Annotated in this window: 22 protein-coding genes; 12 read left to right on the top strand and 10 right to left on the bottom strand. The window is 71.4% G+C overall.

Annotated features, from left to right (window positions below):
- Window positions 1–822, top strand: an 822-nt coding sequence (locus tag OO60_RS44090; RefSeq protein ID WP_244885677.1) for a lyase family protein, incomplete at its 5' end; no start/stop codon positions are given.
- Window positions 823–968: 146 nt separating this feature from the next.
- Window positions 969–1,970, top strand: coding sequence for an SCO0930 family lipoprotein (locus tag OO60_RS44085; RefSeq protein WP_003092214.1), 1,002 nt, complete (start codon window positions 969–971; stop codon window positions 1,968–1,970).
- A 14-nt stretch (window positions 1,971–1,984) separates the two neighbouring features.
- On the opposite strand, the gene OO60_RS44080 is transcribed toward OO60_RS44085, so the two are convergent.
- On the bottom strand, window positions 1,985–2,677 hold the full coding sequence (locus OO60_RS44080; RefSeq protein WP_003092216.1) for a DUF4383 domain-containing protein: 693 nt from the start codon (window positions 2,675–2,677) through the stop codon (window positions 1,985–1,987).
- 190 nt (window positions 2,678–2,867) lie between these two features.
- On the opposite strand from OO60_RS44080, the gene OO60_RS44075 reads away from it, so the two are divergent.
- A complete protein-coding gene (locus OO60_RS44075; protein ID WP_003092218.1) occupies window positions 2,868–3,764 on the top strand; it encodes a serine hydrolase in 897 nt (298 codons plus the stop codon).
- A gap of 5 nt (window positions 3,765–3,769) precedes the next feature.
- Here OO60_RS44075 and OO60_RS44070 read toward each other — a convergent pair whose 3' ends face one another.
- A complete protein-coding gene (locus OO60_RS44070; RefSeq protein WP_003092219.1) occupies window positions 3,770–4,978 on the bottom strand; it encodes an alpha/beta hydrolase in 1,209 nt (402 codons plus the stop codon).
- A 144-nt stretch (window positions 4,979–5,122) separates the two neighbouring features.
- Window positions 5,123–6,085: an alpha/beta hydrolase gene (locus OO60_RS44065; protein ID WP_033263628.1), complete on the bottom strand. Its 963-nt coding sequence runs from the start codon at window positions 6,083–6,085 to the stop codon at window positions 5,123–5,125.
- A gap of 154 nt (window positions 6,086–6,239) precedes the next feature.
- Here OO60_RS44065 and OO60_RS44060 point away from each other — a divergent pair, with 154 nt between their 5' ends.
- Window positions 6,240–6,689, top strand: a complete 450-nt coding sequence (locus tag OO60_RS44060; RefSeq protein ID WP_003092222.1) for a MarR family winged helix-turn-helix transcriptional regulator — start codon at window positions 6,240–6,242, stop codon at window positions 6,687–6,689.
- Window positions 6,686–7,528 carry an SAM-dependent methyltransferase gene (locus tag OO60_RS44055; RefSeq protein ID WP_003092225.1) on the top strand — a complete coding sequence of 281 codons (843 nt, stop codon included), beginning with the start codon at window positions 6,686–6,688 and terminating at the stop codon, window positions 7,526–7,528. The genes OO60_RS44060 and OO60_RS44055 overlap by 4 nt, the downstream gene beginning before the upstream one ends.
- Here the strand turns inward: OO60_RS44055 and OO60_RS44050 are convergent.
- A complete protein-coding gene (locus tag OO60_RS44050; protein ID WP_244885676.1) occupies window positions 7,525–8,463 on the bottom strand; it encodes a patatin-like phospholipase family protein in 939 nt (312 codons plus the stop codon). The two genes, OO60_RS44055 and OO60_RS44050, sit on opposite strands and share 4 nt — an antisense overlap.
- A 104-nt stretch (window positions 8,464–8,567) precedes the next feature.
- Between OO60_RS44050 and OO60_RS44045 the strand changes: the two genes are divergently transcribed.
- Genes OO60_RS44045 through OO60_RS44035 form a run of 3 tightly spaced genes read left to right on the top strand, consistent with a single transcriptional unit; the run spans window position 8,568 to window position 12,119 of the window.
- Window positions 8,568–9,107: a PadR family transcriptional regulator gene (locus OO60_RS44045; protein WP_003092231.1), complete on the top strand. Its 540-nt coding sequence runs from the start codon at window positions 8,568–8,570 to the stop codon at window positions 9,105–9,107.
- Window positions 9,107–11,116, top strand: a complete 2,010-nt coding sequence (locus OO60_RS44040; RefSeq protein WP_003092234.1) for an NADPH-dependent 2,4-dienoyl-CoA reductase — start codon at window positions 9,107–9,109, stop codon at window positions 11,114–11,116. The genes OO60_RS44045 and OO60_RS44040 overlap by 1 nt, the downstream gene beginning before the upstream one ends.
- 34 nt (window positions 11,117–11,150) lie before the next feature.
- Window positions 11,151–12,119, top strand: coding sequence for a prephenate dehydrogenase (locus OO60_RS44035; RefSeq protein WP_276204602.1), 969 nt, complete (start codon window positions 11,151–11,153; stop codon window positions 12,117–12,119).
- On the opposite strand, the gene OO60_RS44030 is transcribed toward OO60_RS44035, so the two are convergent.
- The gene (locus OO60_RS44030) at window positions 12,120–12,323 is read right to left on the bottom strand and encodes an antitoxin (protein ID WP_003092240.1); all 204 of its coding nucleotides are present in this window, start codon (window positions 12,321–12,323) and stop codon (window positions 12,120–12,122) included. It abuts the gene before it with no gap.
- Window positions 12,324–12,346: 23 nt separating this feature from the next.
- Window positions 12,347–14,314, bottom strand: a complete 1,968-nt coding sequence (locus OO60_RS44025; RefSeq protein ID WP_033263627.1) for an FUSC family protein — start codon at window positions 14,312–14,314, stop codon at window positions 12,347–12,349.
- 68 nt (window positions 14,315–14,382) lie between these two features.
- Between OO60_RS44025 and OO60_RS44020 the strand changes: the two genes are divergently transcribed.
- Entirely contained in the window at window positions 14,383–14,832 is a 450-nt protein-coding gene (locus tag OO60_RS44020; protein WP_003072607.1) for an SRPBCC family protein, read from the top strand.
- A gap of 114 nt (window positions 14,833–14,946) precedes the next feature.
- Complete coding sequence (locus tag OO60_RS44015) at window positions 14,947–15,696, top strand: polysaccharide deacetylase family protein (RefSeq protein WP_003072612.1); 750 nt, start codon at window positions 14,947–14,949, stop codon at window positions 15,694–15,696.
- Here OO60_RS44015 and OO60_RS44010 read toward each other — a convergent pair.
- From OO60_RS44010 to OO60_RS43995, 4 genes are all read right to left on the bottom strand, one after another.
- The gene (locus OO60_RS44010; RefSeq protein ID WP_003072614.1) at window positions 15,693–16,166 is read right to left on the bottom strand and encodes a hypothetical protein; all 474 of its coding nucleotides are present in this window, start codon (window positions 16,164–16,166) and stop codon (window positions 15,693–15,695) included. The two genes, OO60_RS44015 and OO60_RS44010, sit on opposite strands and share 4 nt — an antisense overlap.
- Window positions 16,163–16,768, bottom strand: coding sequence for an RNA polymerase sigma factor (locus OO60_RS44005; RefSeq protein WP_003072619.1), 606 nt, complete (start codon window positions 16,766–16,768; stop codon window positions 16,163–16,165). The genes OO60_RS44010 and OO60_RS44005 overlap by 4 nt, the downstream gene beginning before the upstream one ends.
- Window positions 16,769–17,191: 423 nt before the next feature.
- Window positions 17,192–17,863 carry an SGNH/GDSL hydrolase family protein gene (locus tag OO60_RS44000; protein WP_033263626.1) on the bottom strand — a complete coding sequence of 224 codons (672 nt, stop codon included), beginning with the start codon at window positions 17,861–17,863 and terminating at the stop codon, window positions 17,192–17,194.
- 9 nt (window positions 17,864–17,872) lie between these two features.
- The gene (locus tag OO60_RS43995) at window positions 17,873–18,481 is read right to left on the bottom strand and encodes an NAD(P)-dependent oxidoreductase (protein ID WP_033263625.1); all 609 of its coding nucleotides are present in this window, start codon (window positions 18,479–18,481) and stop codon (window positions 17,873–17,875) included.
- An 84-nt stretch (window positions 18,482–18,565) separates the two neighbouring features.
- Between OO60_RS43995 and OO60_RS43990 the strand changes: the two genes are divergently transcribed.
- Window positions 18,566–19,129: a TetR/AcrR family transcriptional regulator gene (locus OO60_RS43990; protein ID WP_004558912.1), complete on the top strand. Its 564-nt coding sequence runs from the start codon at window positions 18,566–18,568 to the stop codon at window positions 19,127–19,129.
- Window positions 19,130–19,232: 103 nt separating this feature from the next.
- The gene (locus OO60_RS43985) at window positions 19,233–19,802 is read left to right on the top strand and encodes an RICIN domain-containing protein (RefSeq protein ID WP_004558913.1); all 570 of its coding nucleotides are present in this window, start codon (window positions 19,233–19,235) and stop codon (window positions 19,800–19,802) included.
- Window positions 19,803–19,897 lie beyond the last annotated feature (95 nt).

Genomic DNA, 19,897 nt, shown 5'->3' with positions numbered 1-19,897 from the left:
GGCGGGGGCGGGGGCGGGGGCGGGGGCGGGGGCGATGCCAGCACATCCGCCGCGGTCCCCGGCGACCCGGGGCGGCCTCAGAACGCGGACGCCGGCGCCTATGCCGAACGGCTGACCGCCGCGTTCGCCGAGGAGACCGGGCTGGGGGTGCCGGTGCTGCCGTGGCATGCGCTGCGGACGCCGGTCGCGGACCTGGCGAGCGCGCTCGCGTTCACCGCCGGTGCGCTCGGGAAGCTGGCGGTCGACGTCGAGACGCTGACCCGGACCGAGCTCGGCGAGGTCGCCGAGCCGGCCGCCGACGGGCGGGGTGGTTCCTCGGCGATGCCGCACAAGCGGAACCCCGTGCTCGCGACGCTGATCCGGTCGGCCGCGCTGCAGGTGCCGGTGCTGGCCGCGGGTGTCACGCAGTCGATGCTCGCCGAGGACGAGCGTTCGGCCGGGGTCTGGCACGCCGAATGGCAGCTGGTGCGCGAGTGCCTGCGGCTGACCGGCGGTGCCGCGCACACCGCCGCCGAGCTGGCGCGCGGGCTCACCGCGGTGCCCGGGCGGATGCGCGAGAACCTCGGGTCGACGCACGGGCTGATCGTCTCCGAACGGCTTTCCGCCGTGCTCGCGCCGCTGCTCGGCAAGGCGGCGGCCAAGGAGCTGCTGGGCGAGGCGTCCCGGCGAGCGGTGCACGAGGACCGGCCGCTGCGCGAGGTACTGGACGAGCTGCCGGCCGTCACCGGCGTGCTGACTCCGGCGGCGCTCGACGACCTCCTCGACCCGGCCGGCTACACGGGTGCGGCCGCCGCGCTGGTCGAGCGCGCCCTCCGCGACTAGCTGACGGCGGACGCTCCCGAGAAGGCAGGCCCCCAAGTCCACCCCGTCGAAAATTCTTTGAACCGCCTCCGGCGGGGGTCCGTGTAGTGGGTATCAGGCAGCCGCACCGAGCGGCGGGAATCCCAACGGACACAAGGAGAACTTCCATGCTTCGCACGCGCATCGCCGTCTCCGTCGCCGCGGCGGCAGCCGGGCTGGCAGTGCTCACCGCTTGCTCGGGTGCCGAGACTGCCCAGCCGGTTGTCGCTCCGGCGGCGGCCGGGGGTACCGGGGGCGGCCAGGCCGCCAACGGCCAGGTGGGCAACGCCGCTCCGGCGTCGAACGAGTCGAAACTGGTCGTCGCCGACGTGGCCGATGTCGGGCAGGTGCTCACCGACCAGAACGGCATGACCCTCTACCGCTTCGACAAGGACACCGCGAAGCCGCCGAAGTCCAACTGCGACGGTGACTGCGCCAAGGCATGGCCGCCGATGCTGGCCACCGGGGACGTCCAGGTGCAGGGCGTCGACAAGAACCTCGTCGGGAAGGTGACCCGCTCCGACGGGACCGAACAGATCACCGTCGGCGGGTGGGCGCTCTACCGCTACGCCAAGGACACCAAGCCCGGCGACGCGACCGGCCAGGGGGTCGGCGGGGCCTGGTACGCCGCGAACGCCAAGGGCGGGAAGGCCGGGCAAGCCGCGGCGGGTGGCACCGAGTCCGGTGCCGTCAAGCTCAGCGCCAGCAAGATCGACGGGCTCGGTGACGCGATCGTCGACCAGAACGGCATGACGCTCTACCTGTTCACGAAGGACACCAAGAAGAAGGCGTCCGCCTGCAACGGTGACTGCGCCAAGACCTGGCCGCCGGTCCTGTCCAAGGGCAAGGTCGAACTGCAGGGCATCGACTCGAAGCTGCTCGGCAGCATCAAGCGCCAGGACGGCACCGAGCAGGTCACCATCGGTGGCTGGCCCGTCTACAACTTCTCGAAGGACCTGAAGCCGGGCGACGCGAACGGCATGGGCGTCAACGGCACCTGGTTCGTCATCGAGCCCAACGGCTGCAAGGTCGGCACCACCCCCAGCTCCACCGCCAACCAGGCTCCGGCGGCCAACAGTGGAACTGGGAGCAGCAACGACAACTCCGGTGGTACCGGCACCACCTACTGAACTACCGGACGAACCTAGTGGGCGAGGCCCGGCGGACGCTCTTCGCGAGCGACCTCCGGGCCTCGCCCCTTGTCACGACGCAGGAACGACCGGCGGCGCGGCTCCTCGGCCACGCCGTCGGCGCGGTCCACGACGTCCGCGCGGCGGCCGCTGTCGACGACGTCCGTGCGGCGGCCGTGGTCGACGGTGTCCGTGCGGTCGATGACCTCGGTGCGCTGCTCGGCCACGACCGGCTCGTCCACCGTCTCGTCTTCGGGCAGCAGGATCGTGCGGCGGGCCGGCAGGACCGCGATCAGCAGGCCGAGCGCGGCGACACCGAGGTGCAGCCACGTGTCGGCGGGCCCGAGGTCCATCGGGTTGCCGGCGTTGGCGAAGGGGTTGGTCGAAATGAGGCCGTCGATCATCAGGCCCCACACGAACAGCAGGCCGTAGCCGATGAACAGCAGCCAGCCGAACGTCCGCGCGCGGCCCGAGCCGAACGCCAGCAGCAGGCCGATGACGCCGGTCACGACGCGGACCAGGCTCATGAGCGGGTTGCCGGAGAACCGCCAGAACCCCACGTCGTGGTGGCCGGCGAAGTCGCCGAAGCCGGTCCTTGAAAATCCGATGATGCCGACTACGAGGAACGCGATGCCGGCCAGTCCGGCCAGCACCTGCGCCGGCTGCAGGCCTCGGACCCGGATGCGTGCGCCTTTCGCGTGAACCATGACTCCAGTCCTTCCCAGCGGGTGGTGACGACCGTCACCGCCCTCAGGTACCCCGCGACCACGGTGAGCGAAACGATGCCGCTTGCCCGCAGGCCACCTGCGCGTTCCCGGATCGGGGCCGGTTCGAGAGCAATCCCACAAATTCACCCGTTCGAGCGAACAGCGCGCGGCGTTCCCGGCAATCCGGATCATGCGCAAGCTGAGCGGCATCTTCGTGGTGGGGCTGTTCCTGGGGGCGATCGGCGCGGTGGCGGTGACGGCGAGTCACGGCACGGCGCCCCAGCCGATCGCGGTCACCGAAGCCGTCACGACGCCGAGCGTGACACCGACGCCGACGGCCAAGCCCGAGCCCACGCCGGAACCCGAGCCCGGAAAGCCGGCCGAAAAGAAAACGGAACCGACGCCGGAGCCGGAGCTCGGCGCCGGGGTGGACGCCGCCGCGCTGGACAAGGTGGTGCGCGGCGGGAACGTCAGCGCCGTCGTGTTCGACCGGCGGAGCGGCAAAACCACCGTCTCCGTGCACCCCGGCCGCGGTTACACGTCCGCGTCGCTCGTGAAACTGCTGATAGCGCTTTCCGTACTGGAGCGCGGCGGTCCGGTGGCGGACGTGCAGCGGATGCTGTCCCGCAGCGACGACGGCCTCGCCAGCCGGTTCTGGGTGTCCTACGGCGGCGCGTCGATCGTCACGCAGTGGGTCCGGAAGCTCGGCCTCACCGGCACCCGGCCGCCCGCGGACCCCGGCCGCTGGGGCGACACGCAGATCACCGCGCCGGACGTCGTCAAGATCTACCAGTACCTGCTCGACCACGGGCCCAGCGCGATCCTGGCCGCGTTGCACGCCGCGACCGAACGCGGGTCCGACGGGTTCCGGCAGTACTTCGGGATCCCGGACGCCGCCGGCGGGCGGGAGTGGGCGGTCAAGCAGGGCTGGTCGTGCTGCGGGCCGACGCGGATGCTGCACACCTCGGGCGTGCTCGGCGACGACAGCCGCTACATCGTGGTGGTGCTGACCGAACACCCCGTGAGCGTCGACTACGCGACCGCGTCGAAGCGCGTGACGGACATCGTCGCGAAGCTGCTCGGCTGAGGGAGCTACTGGTCGGTGTCGGCCAGTGCGCCGTGCGCGCCGGAGCGCGGCAGCGGCCACGGCAGCACGCCGCCGGTGGTCTCCAGCTGCCGCCCGGCCGGGGACGGGCCCGTCGTGTGGGCGCCGATCCAGGCCAGGATGTCCGGGATCTGGGACTTGAACGTGTTCATGTTGTGGCCGGCGTCCTTGATCCGCCACGACGAGAACTGCAGCGGCGGGCGGGCCGCCGCGCGGATCTGGTCGATCGCGAAGCTCTCGTAGTTCTCCTTGTCGCCCGAGATGGCCAGGATGTCCACCGGCGACGGGTGCCGGGCCACGTTGAGCCGGACGTTGTTGGCGTCGTTGATGTCCTGGCGGCCGTGGAACAGGTCCTCGGTCTCGGCGTCGACCTGGGCCTTGTCGTAGCCGCTGACGCTGACCGCCTGGCCGTACCACTGCGGGTGCCGGGTCACCAGGTTCATCGCGCAGTACCCGCCGGACGACCAGCCCGCGATCGTCCACGCCCGCCGGTTCGCCGCGACGCCGAGCTTCTGCAACGCCCAGTCGCGCAGGTCCGCGGTGAGGTACGTGTCGTTCGCCGTGCCATTGACCTCGTCGACGCATTCGGTGTCATGGCCGACCTTCGGGACGCCCGTCGGGTCCGGGACGATCACCACGGTCGGCGGCAGGACGCGCTTGCCGATGGCCGCGTCGAGCTGTTCGGGCAGGTGGTAGCCGCCGGTCACGACCTCGGGGCCGGACGGGTAGTTCGGGATCCATTCGATCGCCGGGAACCGCAGCTCCTTGAACGCCGCGTCGAAGTACTGCGGCGGCAGGTAGACCGTGACGTCGCGGGTGACCTTGGTGCGCCGCCCGGTCACCTTCATGTGGACGACGGTGCCCTTGCCTTCGCGGGCGTGCGCCACGCCGGTGTCACGCAGTTTCTCGAGGTCTTCGCCGTTCTGCGCCGCTTCCGCGTCGGTCCCCTGCGCCGAGTAGACGCCGGTGCCGAGCAGCGAGCCGACCGTCGGGAAGAACCCGCCGATCATGTTGCCGCCCATGCCGGCGCTGAGCACCACGAGGACGACGGCGAGCAGGATCGTCGCGCTGCGCCACAACCGCTTGCGCTTCCAGCGGTCCCAGAACCACGGAACGGCGATGATCGCGAGCAGCGTCAGCACGACCACCACGATCATGTTGACCGGCGAGTCGAGCCGGATGCTGCTCAGGTGCATGGGAACGGTCCTTCCAGGCGGGCAGAAATGCGCGCCCGGATCGCGGGACTCGCGTATATATCACGTTTGAGCCCCCGTGCACGTTGCGACCTTGTGAGCTCCGTCATAAGGCCGCAACGTGCGCCGCACTCAGCGTTTTCTCAGTTACTTCGCGAGCGCGCGGGACAGCACCGTGACGGCCTGGGTGATCGCGGCTTCGGCGGCGTGGGTTTCGCGAAGGGCGTTGACCATCACGAAGTCGTGGATGATCCCCTGGTACCGGACGGCGGTGACAGGCACGCCGGCCTGACGCAGCTTCGCCGCGTACGCCTCACCTTCGTCGCGGAGCACGTCGGCTTCGCCGGTGATCACCAGAGCCGGCGGCAGCCCGGCGAGCTCGTCGAGCGACGCGCGCAGCGGCGACGCCGTGATTTCCGCGCGCTGGGCGGGGTCGGTCGTGTACTGGTCCCAGAACCACTTCATGCCTTCGCGGCCGAGGAAGTAGCCCTCGGCGAACTTCAGGTACGACTCGGTGTCGAAGGAAGCGTCGGTGACCGGGTAGAAGAGCACCTGCTGCTGGAAGGTGACGTCGCCGCGCTGCTTGGCCAGGATGGTCAAGGCCGCGGTCATGTTGCCGCCGACGGAGTCGCCCGCGATCGCGATGCGCGAGGTGTCGAGGTCCTTCGAAGCGCCGTTCGCGGCAACCCACTTCGCCACCGCGTAGTTCTCCTCGATGGCGACCGGGTACCGCGCCTCGGGCGAGCGGCTGTACTCGGGGAACACGACGGCCGCGCCGACGCCGACGGCCAGCTCGCGCACCAGCCGCTCGTGGGTGTGGAAGTCGCCGAACACCCAGCCGGCGCCGTGGATGTAGACGATCACCGGCAGCGGGCCGGAAACTCCGGCGGGGCGGACGATCCGCGTCTCGACGTCGCCGTTCGGGCCGCCCGGCACGGTCAGCACCTCGATCTCGGCGGCGGGCATGGCGACCTCGCCGTCCTGGACGCCGTCGACGGCCTTGCGACCCTCCTCCGGCGGCAGCTGGAACAGGTACGGCGGCTGGTCGGTGGCCTCCGCGAACGCCTGCGCGGCCGGTTCGAGGGCCAGATTGTGCGGGTTGGCGGTCATGTCGTCCTCCTCGGGTGGGCCAAGCTGATGTCACCAACGTAGCTCGCAACTCAGTTGTGCACAACTAAATGGCCACCAATGAGATGCAGGGCACTTAAGTTGCCGTCCGCGGCCAGGTCGGGAACCATGGAGAGTTACGAGAGAGGAGGCCGCCATGGCATCGCTGCGGCTGGACGACCAACTCTGCTTCGGGCTGTACGCGGCATCTCGTGCGGTGACGTCGCTGTACCGGGTCGTCCTCGAAGACCTCGATCTGACCTACCCCCAGTACCTGGTCATGCTCGCGCTGTGGGAGCGGGACCACCGCCTGGTGAAGGAGCTCGGCGCCGAGCTGAACCTCGACTCGGGCACGCTGTCGCCGCTGCTCAAGCGGCTGCAGACCGCGGGCCTGGTGGTCCGGAACCGGCAGGCCGACGACGAGCGCTCGGTCCGCGTCAGCCTGAGCGAAGCCGGGCAGGCGCTGCGCGAGAAGGCGCAGGGCATCCCGGACGTGATCGGCACGGCGATGAGCCTGGACGACGCCGGGGTGGCCCGGATGCGGGCCGAGCTGGACCGCCTGACAGAGTCGGTGAACGCCTACCGGGAGGGCATGGCATCGGCATGATCAACCACGACGACGCGCTGAAGGCCGTCGAAAGCAGTCTCGACCGGCCGTCGGCGGCGCGGATCTACGACTACTTCATCGGCGGGAACACGCACTACGCCATCGACCGGGCGTTCGCCGAAAAGGTCCGGGCACGGCTGCCGCTGATGGGCGAGTACTGCCTGACGAGCCGCCAGTTCCTCGGCCGGGCGATCCGCCAGTGCGTGCACGAAGGCATCCGGCAGTTCGTCGACGTCGGCTCCGGCCTGCCGACCGCGGGCAACGTGCACGAGGTCGCCGACGAAACCCGCCCCGAGCTGGACACGCGGGTGCTCTACATCGACAACGAGCCCATCGCGCTGGCCCATTCGACGCTGCTGCTCGCCGACACCGCCGACCCGGAGCGCCACCACGCCATCGCCGCGGACTTCCTGCAGCCGGACGACCTCTGGGAGCGCGTCAAGGCGTCGGACATCATCGACGTGCGGGAGCCGGTCGCGCTGGTGGTCAACGCGGTCATGCACTTCGTCAAGGACGAGCAGAACCCGGACCAGCTGCTCGAGTTCTACCGCGAGCGGCTGGCGCCCGGCTCGCTGCTGGTGCTGTCGCAGATGACCAACGAGAACCCGGTGAACGAAGACGAGCGGCAGGCGCTGATCGACCTGCTCGAGTACTACGAGACCACCACGAACCCCGGTTTCCTGCGGACGATGGCCGAGTTCGAACGCTTCTTCGGCGGCTGGCCGATGCTGGAGCCGGGGCTCGTCTACGCGCCGGCGTGGCACCCGGACGAGCACACCGTGTTCGCCGGCTCGCCGTCGGAGTCGCGGGTGATCGGCGGGGTCGCGCGCAAGCCCTAAGACGCTTCGCGCAGCCCTTCGAGCACGTCGAGAACAGCGCTCTTGCCCAGCTCGATGGCCTTGCGCAGCACCTCGGGATCGCGCTCCAGCACGGCCACGTCCGGCGCGCCGACCGGCGGCCGGACGCTCAGGATCCGCGGGTCCGACGCCAGGTTCTCCTCGTCCTCGACGTCCCGCCGGTAGGTGTCCTGCCAGGCCGGGATGGCGCCGGGGGCCTGGCGCCGCAGGAACCGCGGCACGACGACGTCGTGCACCCGCGGCGGCCGCACCGGCAGCTCGTCGGCCCGGCGGGTGCGCAGCACCAGGAGGTCGGTCGCGTCCTGGGCCAGCGCGGTCCGGTACGGGATCGGCTCGGCCACGCCGGCGTCCACGAACCGGCGCCCGGCCATCGGGATCGGCGGGCCGGCCAGCACCGGCATGCACGACGACGCGGCGAGCGCGACCTTGATCGCGTCGACGTCGCCGAGGAAGGGGTGCAGGTCGGTGGACTCGCCGGTGTCGGCGTCGGTGGCCAGCGGGTGGAACGTCACCGGGTTGGCCAGTATCGCCGGGAAGTCCATCGGCTCCAGCACCGAATAGACCTGGTGGACGAGGTATTCGAGGTCGATCACCGCGCGGCCGCGCAGCGTGTGCAGCGGGTTGATGATCCGCCGCATGACCACCGGGTTCCACCACGTCCGGACGCCGGTGGCGGACCGGCCGCAGAGCAGCCAGGCGCCGTTCAGCGCGCCGGCCGACGAGCCGTAGACGGCGTCGAACGCGGGTGTCACGCCGAGTTCGTCCAGCGCCAGGACCATTCCGCTGGAGTACGTGCCGCGGCTGCTGCCGCCTTCGATGGCGAGCGCGAGGCGCCGGCCGTCGGTGCGTTCGCCCGGGACACTGCCCGCCGCCATCCGTTCGGAGATCAGTTCGAGTACCGGGTGCACTCCTCCCATCCTGGTCGTTCCGATCGATTAGTCGACCCGATTTGCCTGACCCGTGGGGGTGAAGTGATGCGCGCCTCGTTGCACTGCAACTCGTTGCATAGCACCCTCGGACCATGGCACTGGAGCACGCGATCCTCGTCTCGCTGTCCGAGCGCGCCGGTTCGGGCTACGAGCTGACGCGCCGGTTCGAGAAGTCGATCGGGCTCTTCTGGAGCGCCACCCACCAGCAGATCTACCGCGTGCTGAAGCGGATGGAAGAGGCCGGCTGGGTGGCCGTCGACGTCGTCGCGCAGTCGGGGCGGCCGGACAAGAAGGTCTACACCGTCAGCGACACCGGACGCGCCGAGCTGGTCCGCTGGCTGGCCGAGCCGGATCCGTCCGCCGGGCCGGTCGAGCTGGCCGTGAAGATCCGCGGCGCCACCTTCGGCGACCCCGCGAAGGTCGCCGAGGAGATCGTCCGCCACCGCGCACGGCACGCCGAACGCCTCGACGTCTACCGCCAGATCGAGAAGCGCGACTTCCCCGCGCCGGCCGCGCTGAGCGGCCGGCACCTGCACCAGTACCTGGTCCTGCGCGGCGGCATCCGCGTCGAAGAGGGCCAGGTCGAGTGGTTCGACGAAGTCCTCGCCGCCCTCCGACCCAAGGACGCCTGATGACCCCGTACCCGAACCTGCTGGCCCCGCTCGACCTCGGCTTCACGACGCTGCGCAACCGCGTCCTGATGGGGTCGATGCACACCGGCCTCGAGGACAGTGCCAAGCACTTCCCCGAGCTCGCCGAGTACTACGCCGAACGCGCCCGCGGCGGCGTCGGGCTGATCGTCACCGGCGGCTTCGCGCCGAACCGCACCGGCTGGCTGCTGCCGCTCGCCTCCAAGCTGACGACGTCGGCCGAAGCGCGGCAACACCGGCAGCTGACCGCGCCGGTGCACGACGCCGGCGGCAAGATCGCGCTGCAGATCCTGCACGCCGGCCGGTACGCCTACCACCCGCTGAGCGTGTCGGCGTCGAGCATCAAGGCGCCGATCAACCCGTTCCGCCCCCGCGCCCTCACCGGCTACGGCGTGCGTCAGCAGATCCGCGCCTTCGCCGACTGCGCCGCTCTCGCGCGCGAAGCGGGCTACGACGGCGTCGAGATCATGGGCTCGGAGGGCTACCTGATCAACCAGTTCCTGGCCGAGCGCACCAACAAGCGCACCGACGCCTGGGGTGGCACGCCGGAGAAGCGGCGCCGGTTCGCGGTCGAGATCGTCAAGCGCACCAGGGAAAAGGTCGGCGACGACTTCATCATCGTCTACCGGCTCTCCATGCTCGACCTCGTCGACGGCGGCCAGCGCTGGGAGGACGTCGTCGCGCTCGCCAAGGAGGTCGAGGCGGCCGGCGCCACGATCATCAACACCGGCATCGGCTGGCACGAGGCCCGCGTGCCGACCATCGTGACGTCGGTGCCGCGCGCCGCGTTCACCTGGGTGACCGGGAAGCTCAAGCCGCACGTGGGGATCCCCGTCGTCACGTCGAACCGGATCAACCTGCCGCAGGTCGCCGAGGAGGCGCTGAGCAGCGGCGACGCCGATCTCGTGTCGATGGCCCGGCCGTTCCTCGCCGATCCCGAGTGGATCCGCAAGGCCGAGACCGGCCGCGAGGACGAGATCAACACGTGCATCGCCTGCAACCAGGCCTGCCTCGACCACGCCTTCAAGCGCAAGCTCGTGTCCTGCATGGTGAACCCGCGCGCGGGCCACGAAACGACGTTGACCCTCGCCCCGACGCGGCGGTCGAAGCACGTCGCTGTGGTCGGTGCCGGGCCTGCCGGGCTTTCCGCCGCGACCGCGCTGGCCGAACGCGGGCACCGCGTCGAGCTGTTCGAAGCCGACGACGAGATCGGCGGCCAGTTCGGCATCGCGCGGAAGATCCCCGGCAAGGAGGAGTTCGCCGAGACCATCCGCTACTACCAGCGGCGGCTCGAAGTCACCGGCGTGAAGCTGCACCTCGGGACCCGCGTGGCCGCGAAGGACCTCACCGGTTTCGACGAGGTCGTGCTGGCCACCGGCGTCGCGCCGCGGGTGCCGTCGCTGCCCGGGATCGACCACCCGAAGGTGCTTTCGTACGTCGACGTCGTCAAGCACGGCAAGCCGGTCGGCGAGCGGGTCGCGGTGATCGGCGCCGGCGGGATCGGTGTCGACGTCAGCGAGTTCCTCACGCACGCCGCGTCCCCGGCGCTGGACCGGGCCGCGTGGATGGCCGAATGGGGTGTCACCGATCCGGAACAGGCGGCGGGCGGGCTCGGCAAACCACAGCCCGAGCCGTCGCCGCGGCAGGTGTACCTGCTGCAGCGCAAGAAGTCCGGGATCGGTTCCGGCCTCGGCAAGACCTCCGGCTGGGTGCACCGGGCCGCGCTCAAGGCCAAGCGGGTCGAGCAGCTCACCGGCGTGACTTACGAGCGGGTCGACGACGCCGGGCTGCACCTCACCGTCGACGGCACCCCGCGGCTGCTGGAGGTCGACACGATCGTCGTCTGCGCCGGTCAGGAACCCGTGCGCGACCTCGCCGGCGAGCTGCCCGCGGACCTGCCGGTGCACCTGATCGGCGGGGCCGACGTCGCCGCCGAACTCGACGCGAAACGCGCCATCGACCAGGGAACGAGGCTCGCCGCGTCGCTGTAGCCCTGAAAGCGTCCGGCACTGGCAGGATGGGCCCGTGCGAGACGTATGCGTGATCGGGCTCGGGCTGATCGGCGGGTCGCTGCTGCGCGCGGCGGCCGCCAGCGGCCGCACGGCGTTCGGCGCCGCAGTATCCGAAGTGGACGCCGACGCGGCCAGCAGAGCGGGCTACGACGTCACGACCGACGTCGAAGCGGCGCTGCACCGGGCCGCCGCCGAAGACGCGATGGTCGTGCTCGCCGTGCCGCTGCCGGCTGTGGAGGACCTGCTGCGCCTGGTCTCCCAGCACGCGTCGCACTGCCTGCTCACCGACGTGACCAGCGTGAAAGCGCCGGTACTGGACGCGGTCCGCCGCCGGGTGCCGTACACGCGGTACGTCGGCGGGCACCCGATGGCCGGCACGTCGAACTCCGGCTGGCTGGCCGGCGACGCCGCACTGTTCCAGGGCGCCGCGTGGGTGGTCGCCGTCGAGGAGGACACCGACCTCGACGCCTGGGCCGAGGTCGCGAAGTTCGTGCTGGACATCGGCGCGCACGTGGTGCCGCTGCCCGCGGAGTCGCACGACGAGGCCGTCGCCCGGATCTCGCACCTGCCGCACCTGTTCGCGGCGATCCTGGCCACGATCGGCGCCGAGGGCGGCCCGCTGGCGATGTCGCTGGCGGCCGGGTCCTACCGCGACGGCACGCGCGTCGCGGGCTCGAACCCGCAGCTCGTCCGCGCGATGACCGAAGGCAACCGGGACGCGCTGCTGCCGATCGTCGACGAGGCACTCGGCCGGCTCGGCGCCGCCCGCGGTTCGCTGGCCTCGACCGGCGGGCTCGCGGCCACGATCAACGCCGGGTACGAAGGCGCGCAAGCCCTCGCGGCCAGCCTCGACGTCGACCGGGCCGGGGTCCGGATCAGCCTGTCCGCGCCGGACGCCCGGCAGGGCCTGATCGCGCTCGGCGAGCGCGGCGGCCGGATCACCGGGCTGTCCGACGGGATTGCGACCGGCGAGGTCCAGTAGTTACCGCGGGTTGTCGGGTGTGTCGTCGAACTTGTTGAGGAAGTCCTTCGCCTTCTCGACACCGGTGTCGATCTGGCTGTCGTGGCCGGCGAACTTCGACTTCGCGAAGTCGGCGGCCTTGTCGAGGCCTTCCTCGATCTTGTCGTTGTGCTCGCGCAGGGCCTCTTCGGCCTTGCCCTTCAACGCTTCGAAGTCGATTCCCATGGGTGCATTGAACAGCACGATCCTCACGTGCGCCTGTGGTACGGCAGGAACCGCCGGACGAGCCGCAGCGGCGTGCGTTCGGCCAGGTCGGGCCCGCGGACGGCGTCGAACGCCGACTCCAGCTGGTCGACCACGCCCGACAGCTGCGCGGCGTCCGGCAGCGGCACCGACCGCGGCTCCCGCTGCTCCCGGACCGCCGACGCGAGTTCCCACAAGGCGGCCGTGAGCAGCTCGACGTCGGCCGGGGCCGGCGGCGGCACGCCCCGCCCGATCGTCACGCCGACCTCGGTGACGGCGTCCGCGACGCGTTCCTGCGCGGCGATCACCGGCCACCACGCCACCGCCTGGCGGCCGTTCGCCGACGGCTCCACGACGACCTGCTGGAACGCCGTCCGCAGGTCGGCCAGCGCGCGGTAGGCGCCGCGCCGGGCCCGCGACCGCGCCAGCCGCGCCTCCCCGCCCGATGCCTCGACCAGCGCGTGCGAGACGTACTTCGCGACCGCGTCCAGCCCGTCGGCGAGCCGGCCGCCGACCTGGGGACGCCGGCTGCCCGGCCACAGCAGGTAGCCGAAGACGAGCACGATCACGCAGCCCAGCGCGGTGTCGACCAGCCGCGCCACGACGACGTTCCAGCTCCCGGTGTTGGCCAGGTCCATCTGCAGGATGATCAGCGGCGTCACGAACGCGCTGAGGATGCCGTAGTTGCGCACCTTCCCGACCGCCACGCCGCCGGCGAAGAGCGCGATCAACGCGACCAGCGCCCAGCCGTGCCCGCCCGCGGCGAGCACCACGGCCCCGATCCCGACGCCGGCGAGGGTGCCGATCCCGCGCAGCACCGCGCGGCCGAAGACCGAGCCGAAGTCGGGCTTGAGCACGATCCCGACGGTCAGGGTGATCCAGTAGGACCGCTCGAACGGCACCAGCAGGCCGACGACCTCGGCGATCGCGACGCACAGGGTCAGCCGCAGCGCGGCGATCCAGGTCAGCGGGCCGGACGCGAGCGACCCCGCCCACGTCCGCAGCCGCCGGTACCACGGCGTCGGCTCGCGGCGCTTGCGGTCGTCGCCCTTGCCGATCCGGACGAGCCCGGCGTAGAGGGCGGCGAGCAGCGGGTCGCCGTCGTCGCCGGTGGCCGGCGGCGGTTCCGGTAGCGGCTGGCTGGCCAGCACCGACGCCGACAGCGCGACGAAGTGGCCGATGACCGCCTGGGGCGGGCGGCGGCCGGCGTTGACCAGCGCCACCGACGCCTCGACCGCGGGGGTCGTCGCCGACAGCAGGTTGAGCAGGTGCCGGTAGGCGGCGTCGCGGCCGGACAGCCACGAGCGCGCGGTGAGCAGCTGGTCGTAGGCGGTGTTCATGGCCGTGGTCAGCCGGTGCCGAGCCACCCGCGAGACGGCTTCGTCAGTCGCCGAGAGCATCGCGGCGAGCTCGACGTAGACGTGCGCGACGGCGGTGCGCTCGGGGCTGGTCGCCCGGACCGTCCAGGTGAGGAGCGCGACCAGGTAGCTCCAGGCGGCACCGAGGCAGAAGAAGCCGAAGAGGACCTCGACGCGCACGCCGGTCGCGTGCTGGCCGGTGCCGAGCACGCAGAACACGAACATCTGCAGCCCGGCGACGGAGGCGTTGCTGCCGGCCGCGCTGATCAGCGCCGACACCGCGGCGACCAGGATGACCGCGGGCACGGACAGCGCCGGGGTGCCGCCGGTGAGCAGCCCGACGAGGTAGCCGGCGGTCGCGGCGAGGGTCGCGCCGCCCAGCCGGCGGGCGCGGTAGCGGTACGGGCCGGCCGATTCGGACAGCACGGCGGGCAGCGCGCCGGTCGAGATGAGCGCGCCGACGGCGATGTCGCCCGCCGCGTACGCCACGGCGAGCGGAACGGCGAGGGCGAAGACGGCTCGGGCGACCATGTTCCATGGCACCGGCACCGGCTTGCTGCGGAGGAGCTGGACGAGCCAGTGCGGCGCGGCGAGGTCGGGGCGCGGCGTGCTCACCCCCTCATCTTGACCTACGCTCCCGAAGACGATTAATTATCAGTCTGTCAACAACGCGGGAGGTTCCGGTGGGCCGCAAGTACTCCTTCGAGGTCAACCGCACGAGCACCGCGCCGCCGTCGGCGCTGTTCGCGCTCGAAGCGGACGGCCCGCGGTGGGCGGAGTGGGGAAAGCCACTGATCGTCCAGGCCCGCTGGGCGCGGCGGGGCACCGACGAGCCCGACGGCGTCGGCGCGGTCCGCGAGGTCGGGCTCTGGCCGGTGCTGATCCGCGAGGAGACCGTCGAGTACGAGCCCGGGCGCAAGCACGTCTACACGTTCTTCGGCGCGAACCCGATCAAGGACTACCGCGCCGAGGTGCTCTTCACGCCGACCACGACGGGCGGGACGCACCTGCGGTGGACCGGGTCGTTCACCGAACCGGTCCGCGGCAGCGGGCCGGTGCTGGCCGCGACGCTGCGGGCGGTGATCCGGCTGTTCTCCGCGAAGCTGGTCAAGGCGGCCGAAACCGGGCACTGACCTGGGTGGCTCCGGCCACACAAGATCGGCAGGCGCAACGTTCCGGCCCTCCCCCGCGTCACTCTTTCGGGTAGTACACGAAAGGGGGACATTGTGCGGAAGCGCTTGACAGCCGTGGTCGTCGCGGCAGCCTTGGCACTGACCGCGTGTTCGGGCCACGAACCGGACCAGCGGGAGTTCGGCACCAGCCAGCCGAACCCGGCACCGCAGGGCGTGGGCCCCGGGACGAAGGCGGCGGGCCCGTACCCCTTCGGCACGGTGCAGCAGAAGGCGCCCGCGGTCGAAAACGGCCAGGTCGCCGCGGTCAAGCGGATCACGACCGACAAGCCGTACGTCTTCCTCACCATGGACGACGGCGCGGTGAAGGACCCCGACGCGCTCAAGCTGATGCAGCAGAGCCCCACCCACCCGGTGCTGTTCCTGAACCAGAAGTACGTGCAGGGCCACGAGGCCTACTTCAAGCAGATCCTCGACGCCACCGGCGCCACGCTCGGCGACCACACGGTCGACCACCCGAACCTCAAGGGCAAGCCGTACGAGTTCCAGCGCAAGGAGATCTGCGACGACGCCGACGACTTCCAGAAGAGCCTCGGCATCCGGCCGTCGCTGTTCCGGCCGCCGTTCGGCAACTACGACCAGAACACGCTGAAGGCGGCGGCCGCGTGCGGGATGCGCGTCGCGGTGCTGTGGACGGCCGCGGTCAACGACGGGCACGTCCAGTTCCAGGCCGGCGACAAGCTCAAGCCGGGTGACATCGTGCTGATGCACTTCCGCAAGACCTTCGAAGAGGACTACACGGCGTTCGTCGAGCAGGCCAAAAAGGACGGGCTGACTCCCGTCCCCCTGGCCGATTTCCTGGGTTAGAGCACGACCGTCGGCGTCACGACGGTCCGGCGGCACGACACGTCGCCGAGGTGCACCAGGATCTGCGTCGTCCCGCGCGGCACGTTGTCGAGCACGAACCGGCCGCCTTCGTCGGCCGTCGTGGACGACGTGCCGTGCTCGGCCACGCGGACCTCGACGCCGTACTGCCCGGCCGGCACCAGCCAGCCGTCGATGCGGTGCAGCTTCCCCATCTTGGTCAGGTTGATCATCACCGTCAGGTCGCTGACGGTGAACGTGATCGTGCCGGTGCCGCCGCCGCGGACCCCGGCGAGGTTGTCCAGGCGCTCCCAGCGGGCGACCTCGACGTCGAGGTCCTCGAGCGCGAGCGCGAACTGGACCCGCTGCACCAGGTCGCCCGGCGGCGGGTCCAGCTCGTCGAGGAAGCGGCCGATGTCGGCCAAGATCACGTCATCGGAATAGGCCTCGCCCGGCGCTCCGAGGTCGTTCATCGGCTTCCCCCTTCACTGGCGAGGAGATCGCGCATCTGGTCGAGGCAGCGCCCCCTGGTCGGGCCGACGCTGCCGCGCGGCATGCGCAGCGCCTCGGCGACGAGCTGGTACTCCGCGCGACCCGCGAGCACGGTCAGCCGGAGCAGTTCCTGACAGCGGTGGGGCAGCCGGACGAAGGCGCGCCAGACCCGGCGGTCGCGGTCGGCGCGGACGGCTTCGTCTTCGGGTGCCGGTTGGGTGCTCGGCATGGCCTCGGCGACCTCGTCGCTCAGCGGCACCGGCTGCACGCGGCGGCCGAACGGGTGGGTGGCCTCGCGGCGGGTCGTGGTGATCAGCCAGGCGGCGAGGGCTTTGGGGTCGCGGAGCTTGCCGAGCTGGCTGAACAGGGCCAGCCAGACGGTCTGGACCACGTCCTCGGCGACCGAGCGGTCGAGCCCGTTGGCCCGGGCGACGTGCCAGAGGAGGGGGGTGAGCTCGTCGACGAGGCGGGCCATCGCCCGGCGGTCGCCGTCACGGGCGGCCTGCATGCACGCGGCGTGCAGCTCGGCGCCGGTCAGGCCCTCCCAGGGCGGATCTACCTCTGTGGTTTGCACGTCGGTCACCGTAGCTGCCCCTCTTCGGAAGAGTTCTCGAGTCGGCAATGGCAGTATCGCGGGTCCTTCGGGGGGAAGGAGCGTGCAGGTGGATCTCGGATGCATCAAAGTCACTTACTTGGTCGGTCGTGCCCTACCGGTCAACTGGCGCTGGGGGAGGTACCGGCCGACGCGGGCGGGCAGGCCCGCGCCGACCGATACTCCCCTCCCTCAAGGGCCCGCTCCCCAACGGGCCCCGCCGGATGTCCCCTCCCCCGAAAGGCCATCCGGCCGACGGTGTCCGGCAGCCCCCTCGGCTCCCGGTCACCGCGTTCTCCCCGAACTCGACACCCCCTGTCGCGTTCTTCCGTGCTCGGCTGCTCCACAGGACGCAATGGCCAGGCGCCCAGATACACGAACGGGGAGATTTTTTTGGAGATCGCCCCAGGGCGGCTAACTGATCACGGGGAGTGCGCCGGCGAGGGTTTTCGCCCACCGCGCGTAACCGGCCGGTCCGGGGTGGAAGCGGTCGGACGCGAAGGCGGCGGGGTCGAGCAGGGCGGGGTCCATCGGGAGGTGGGTGACACCGGGCAGCCGCCCGAGGGAGGCAGCCGCAGCGTCGAGCGCCGCCGACCGCGCCGCGAGGACGTCTCGCAGCGGCCGCGGCAGCGCGGGGAAGCGGGCCATGGGCGGGACGCCGGCCAGCAGGACGCCGGCCGGGCCGAGCCGCCGTCGCAGGTCGATCACCAGCCGGAGCAGGTCACGCCGGTAGCCCGCGGCCGTCCGGAGCTCGATGGTGTCGTTGACGCCGAGCGCGATCACGACCACGTCGGCCGGCCGGACGAGCGGGACGAGCTCGGCGCGGACGGTCCGGGCGTTGGCGCCGGTCCGGCCGACCGCCTGCCAGCGCACCGCCCGGCCGCCGCGGGCCAGTTCACGGGCGAGGCAGCCGGTGAGCGCTTCCTCGTGGTCCGCCGCGCCGACGCCGTCCACAGTGGACTCGCCGAGCACGGCCAGCCGGAAGGGTTCGCCGTCGCCGGGGACGAGACCTTCGGTCGGGCCGGCCGCGCCCGGGAGCCGCGGAGTCGTGCGTTTGACGTAAAGAGCCTGAGCGAGGAGCACCATGGCTCGACGCTAGCCGTGGGCGATCGACACCTTCCGCCTGATCAGCGTGGGGTCCGCCACGGCGTCGAGCAGGTACGCGGCGACGTCGGCCCGCCGGATGGTGAAGGTGCGGACGTTCCCGTCGAGCCGGCTCGCGACCTTGCCCGTGCGCGGGCCGTTGAGCAGCATCGGCGGCCGGACGACCGTCCAGTCCAGGTCGGTCGCCGTGACCAGGGCCTCCATCGCGAGCATGTCCGCCCAGCCGTGCTTCAGGAAGGTGTTGAGCAGCGGCTTCACCAGCGTGCGGGTGAAGAAGCCGTCCCCCTCGGTGTGCATGCCGCTGGCGCTGACGACCAGCAGGCGCTTCGCCCCGGCCTCGATCGCCGCGCGGGCGCCGTCGGCGCAGACCGTGGTCGGCCCGCGGTCGCGGGAGCCGACCGCCGAAATCACGGCGTCGCGGCCTTCGACGGCGGCCGCCAGCTTCTCGCGTTCGTGCAGGCCCGCCACGACGACCTCGGCCGGCAGCTGCAGCCGGGCGGGGTCGCGCACGACGGCCGTCACGTGCCAGCCGCGGTCCAGTGCCTGCTTGACGACCTCGCCGCCGACGCCGCCGGTCGCCCCCAGAACGGTGATCCGCATGGTGTCTCCTTCGTGGTTAGTGAACACTCACCGGGTAGGGTGAGTGTTCACTAACCACGCTGAGAACGCACTCAGGGAGCCGCCATGGGAAGCCGCGAAGAGATCGTCGCCGCGGCCGCGAAGGTGATGCGCGAGCAGGGCTACGCGCACGCCACGACCAAGGTCATCGCGCAGACCGCCGGCTACTCGGAGGCCATGCTCTACAAGCACTTCCGCGACAAGACCGACCTGTTCCTCAGCGTCATGGGCGAGGAGCTGCCGTCGCTCGGCGCGACACTGGCCGAGCTCACCGCGGACCCCGGCCGGGCGCCGCTGCGGGCCAACCTGGCCCGCGTCGCCCGGCTCGGCCTCGCCTTCTACGCCGAAGGGTTCCCGATCGCGGTCTCGGTCTTCTCGTCGCGGGAGCTGCTGCGGTCCCACCGCGAACGGCTGGGCGAGCACGGTCCGCACGTCCTGCTGGGCGGCGTCGCGACCTACCTGCGTGCCGAGCAGGCACTGGGCCGGGTCGAGGCGGGCACCGACGTCGAAGCGGCCGCGGCCCTGCTCCTCGGCGCGTGTTTCCAGCAGGCGTTCCTGGCGACCTTCCACGAGCGCGAGCCCGCCGACCTGGCCGATCGGCTCGCGGACACGCTGCTCGCCGCGTTGTAGCGGCTGCCGCCGGATGGTGGCTGGAGTGGATCAGGCCGCACTGCCAGCCTTTTCGTGACGCCTTGACGCGGCGGGCGCCCGGACTCCGGAGGGGACGGAAACCATGCGCATTCGTTTCGCGGCGATCTTCGCCGCCATCCTGACCGTGGTGGGCCTGTCCGCCGCTCCCGCGAGCGCCGACGTCTGGTGGCTGCAGTACACCGACACGAGCACCCGGCTGTGCATCGACGCGCAGTACGACGCCCAGCACGCCTACTGGTGGCTCCAGGAAGCCACCTGCAAGACCCCGGTCGGCAGCGGCGCCGCCGGCCAGGTCTACCAGATCGTGCCGTCGGGCACCGGCGCCGTGTGGATCATGTCCGGCGTCCCGGGCCCCCAGTGCGTCGCGATCGGCTCCGGCTCGGCCGCCGACGACACCGTCGGCCTGGCCGACTGCCCGGGAACGCGGCCGATCTACTGGGACGTCGAGTGGCAGGTGTCCGAAGTCTCGGAGAACCCGAACGGCTCGGTCAACGTCATGTTCCAGAGCACCACCAGCGGGAAGTGCATCACCGGCGCCGGCAGTGGCGTCCGGCTGGTCCAGCAGGCCTGCGACAGCACGAACCCGCACCAGGTGTGGCGCCAGCACCTGAAGGAGGGCTGCCCCCGGTGCCTGGCGGCCCGGCGCGACTAGGGCGTGTCCTGTAAGCGGTTGAGCTGGGTCTCTGGTAGCTATGCGCGGTGGTTGGTCGCGGTGAGTTGACGGATAAGGCGTGGGCGGTGATCGAG

Origin of the sequence: Amycolatopsis vancoresmycina (genome assembly GCF_000716785.1) — a bacterium.
In the GTDB taxonomy this organism is placed as follows: Bacteria; Actinomycetota; Actinomycetes; order Mycobacteriales; family Pseudonocardiaceae; genus Amycolatopsis; species Amycolatopsis vancoresmycina.
Note: the sequence above shows the minus strand (reverse complement) of the source record. Positions and strands in the feature narration are given on the sequence as shown.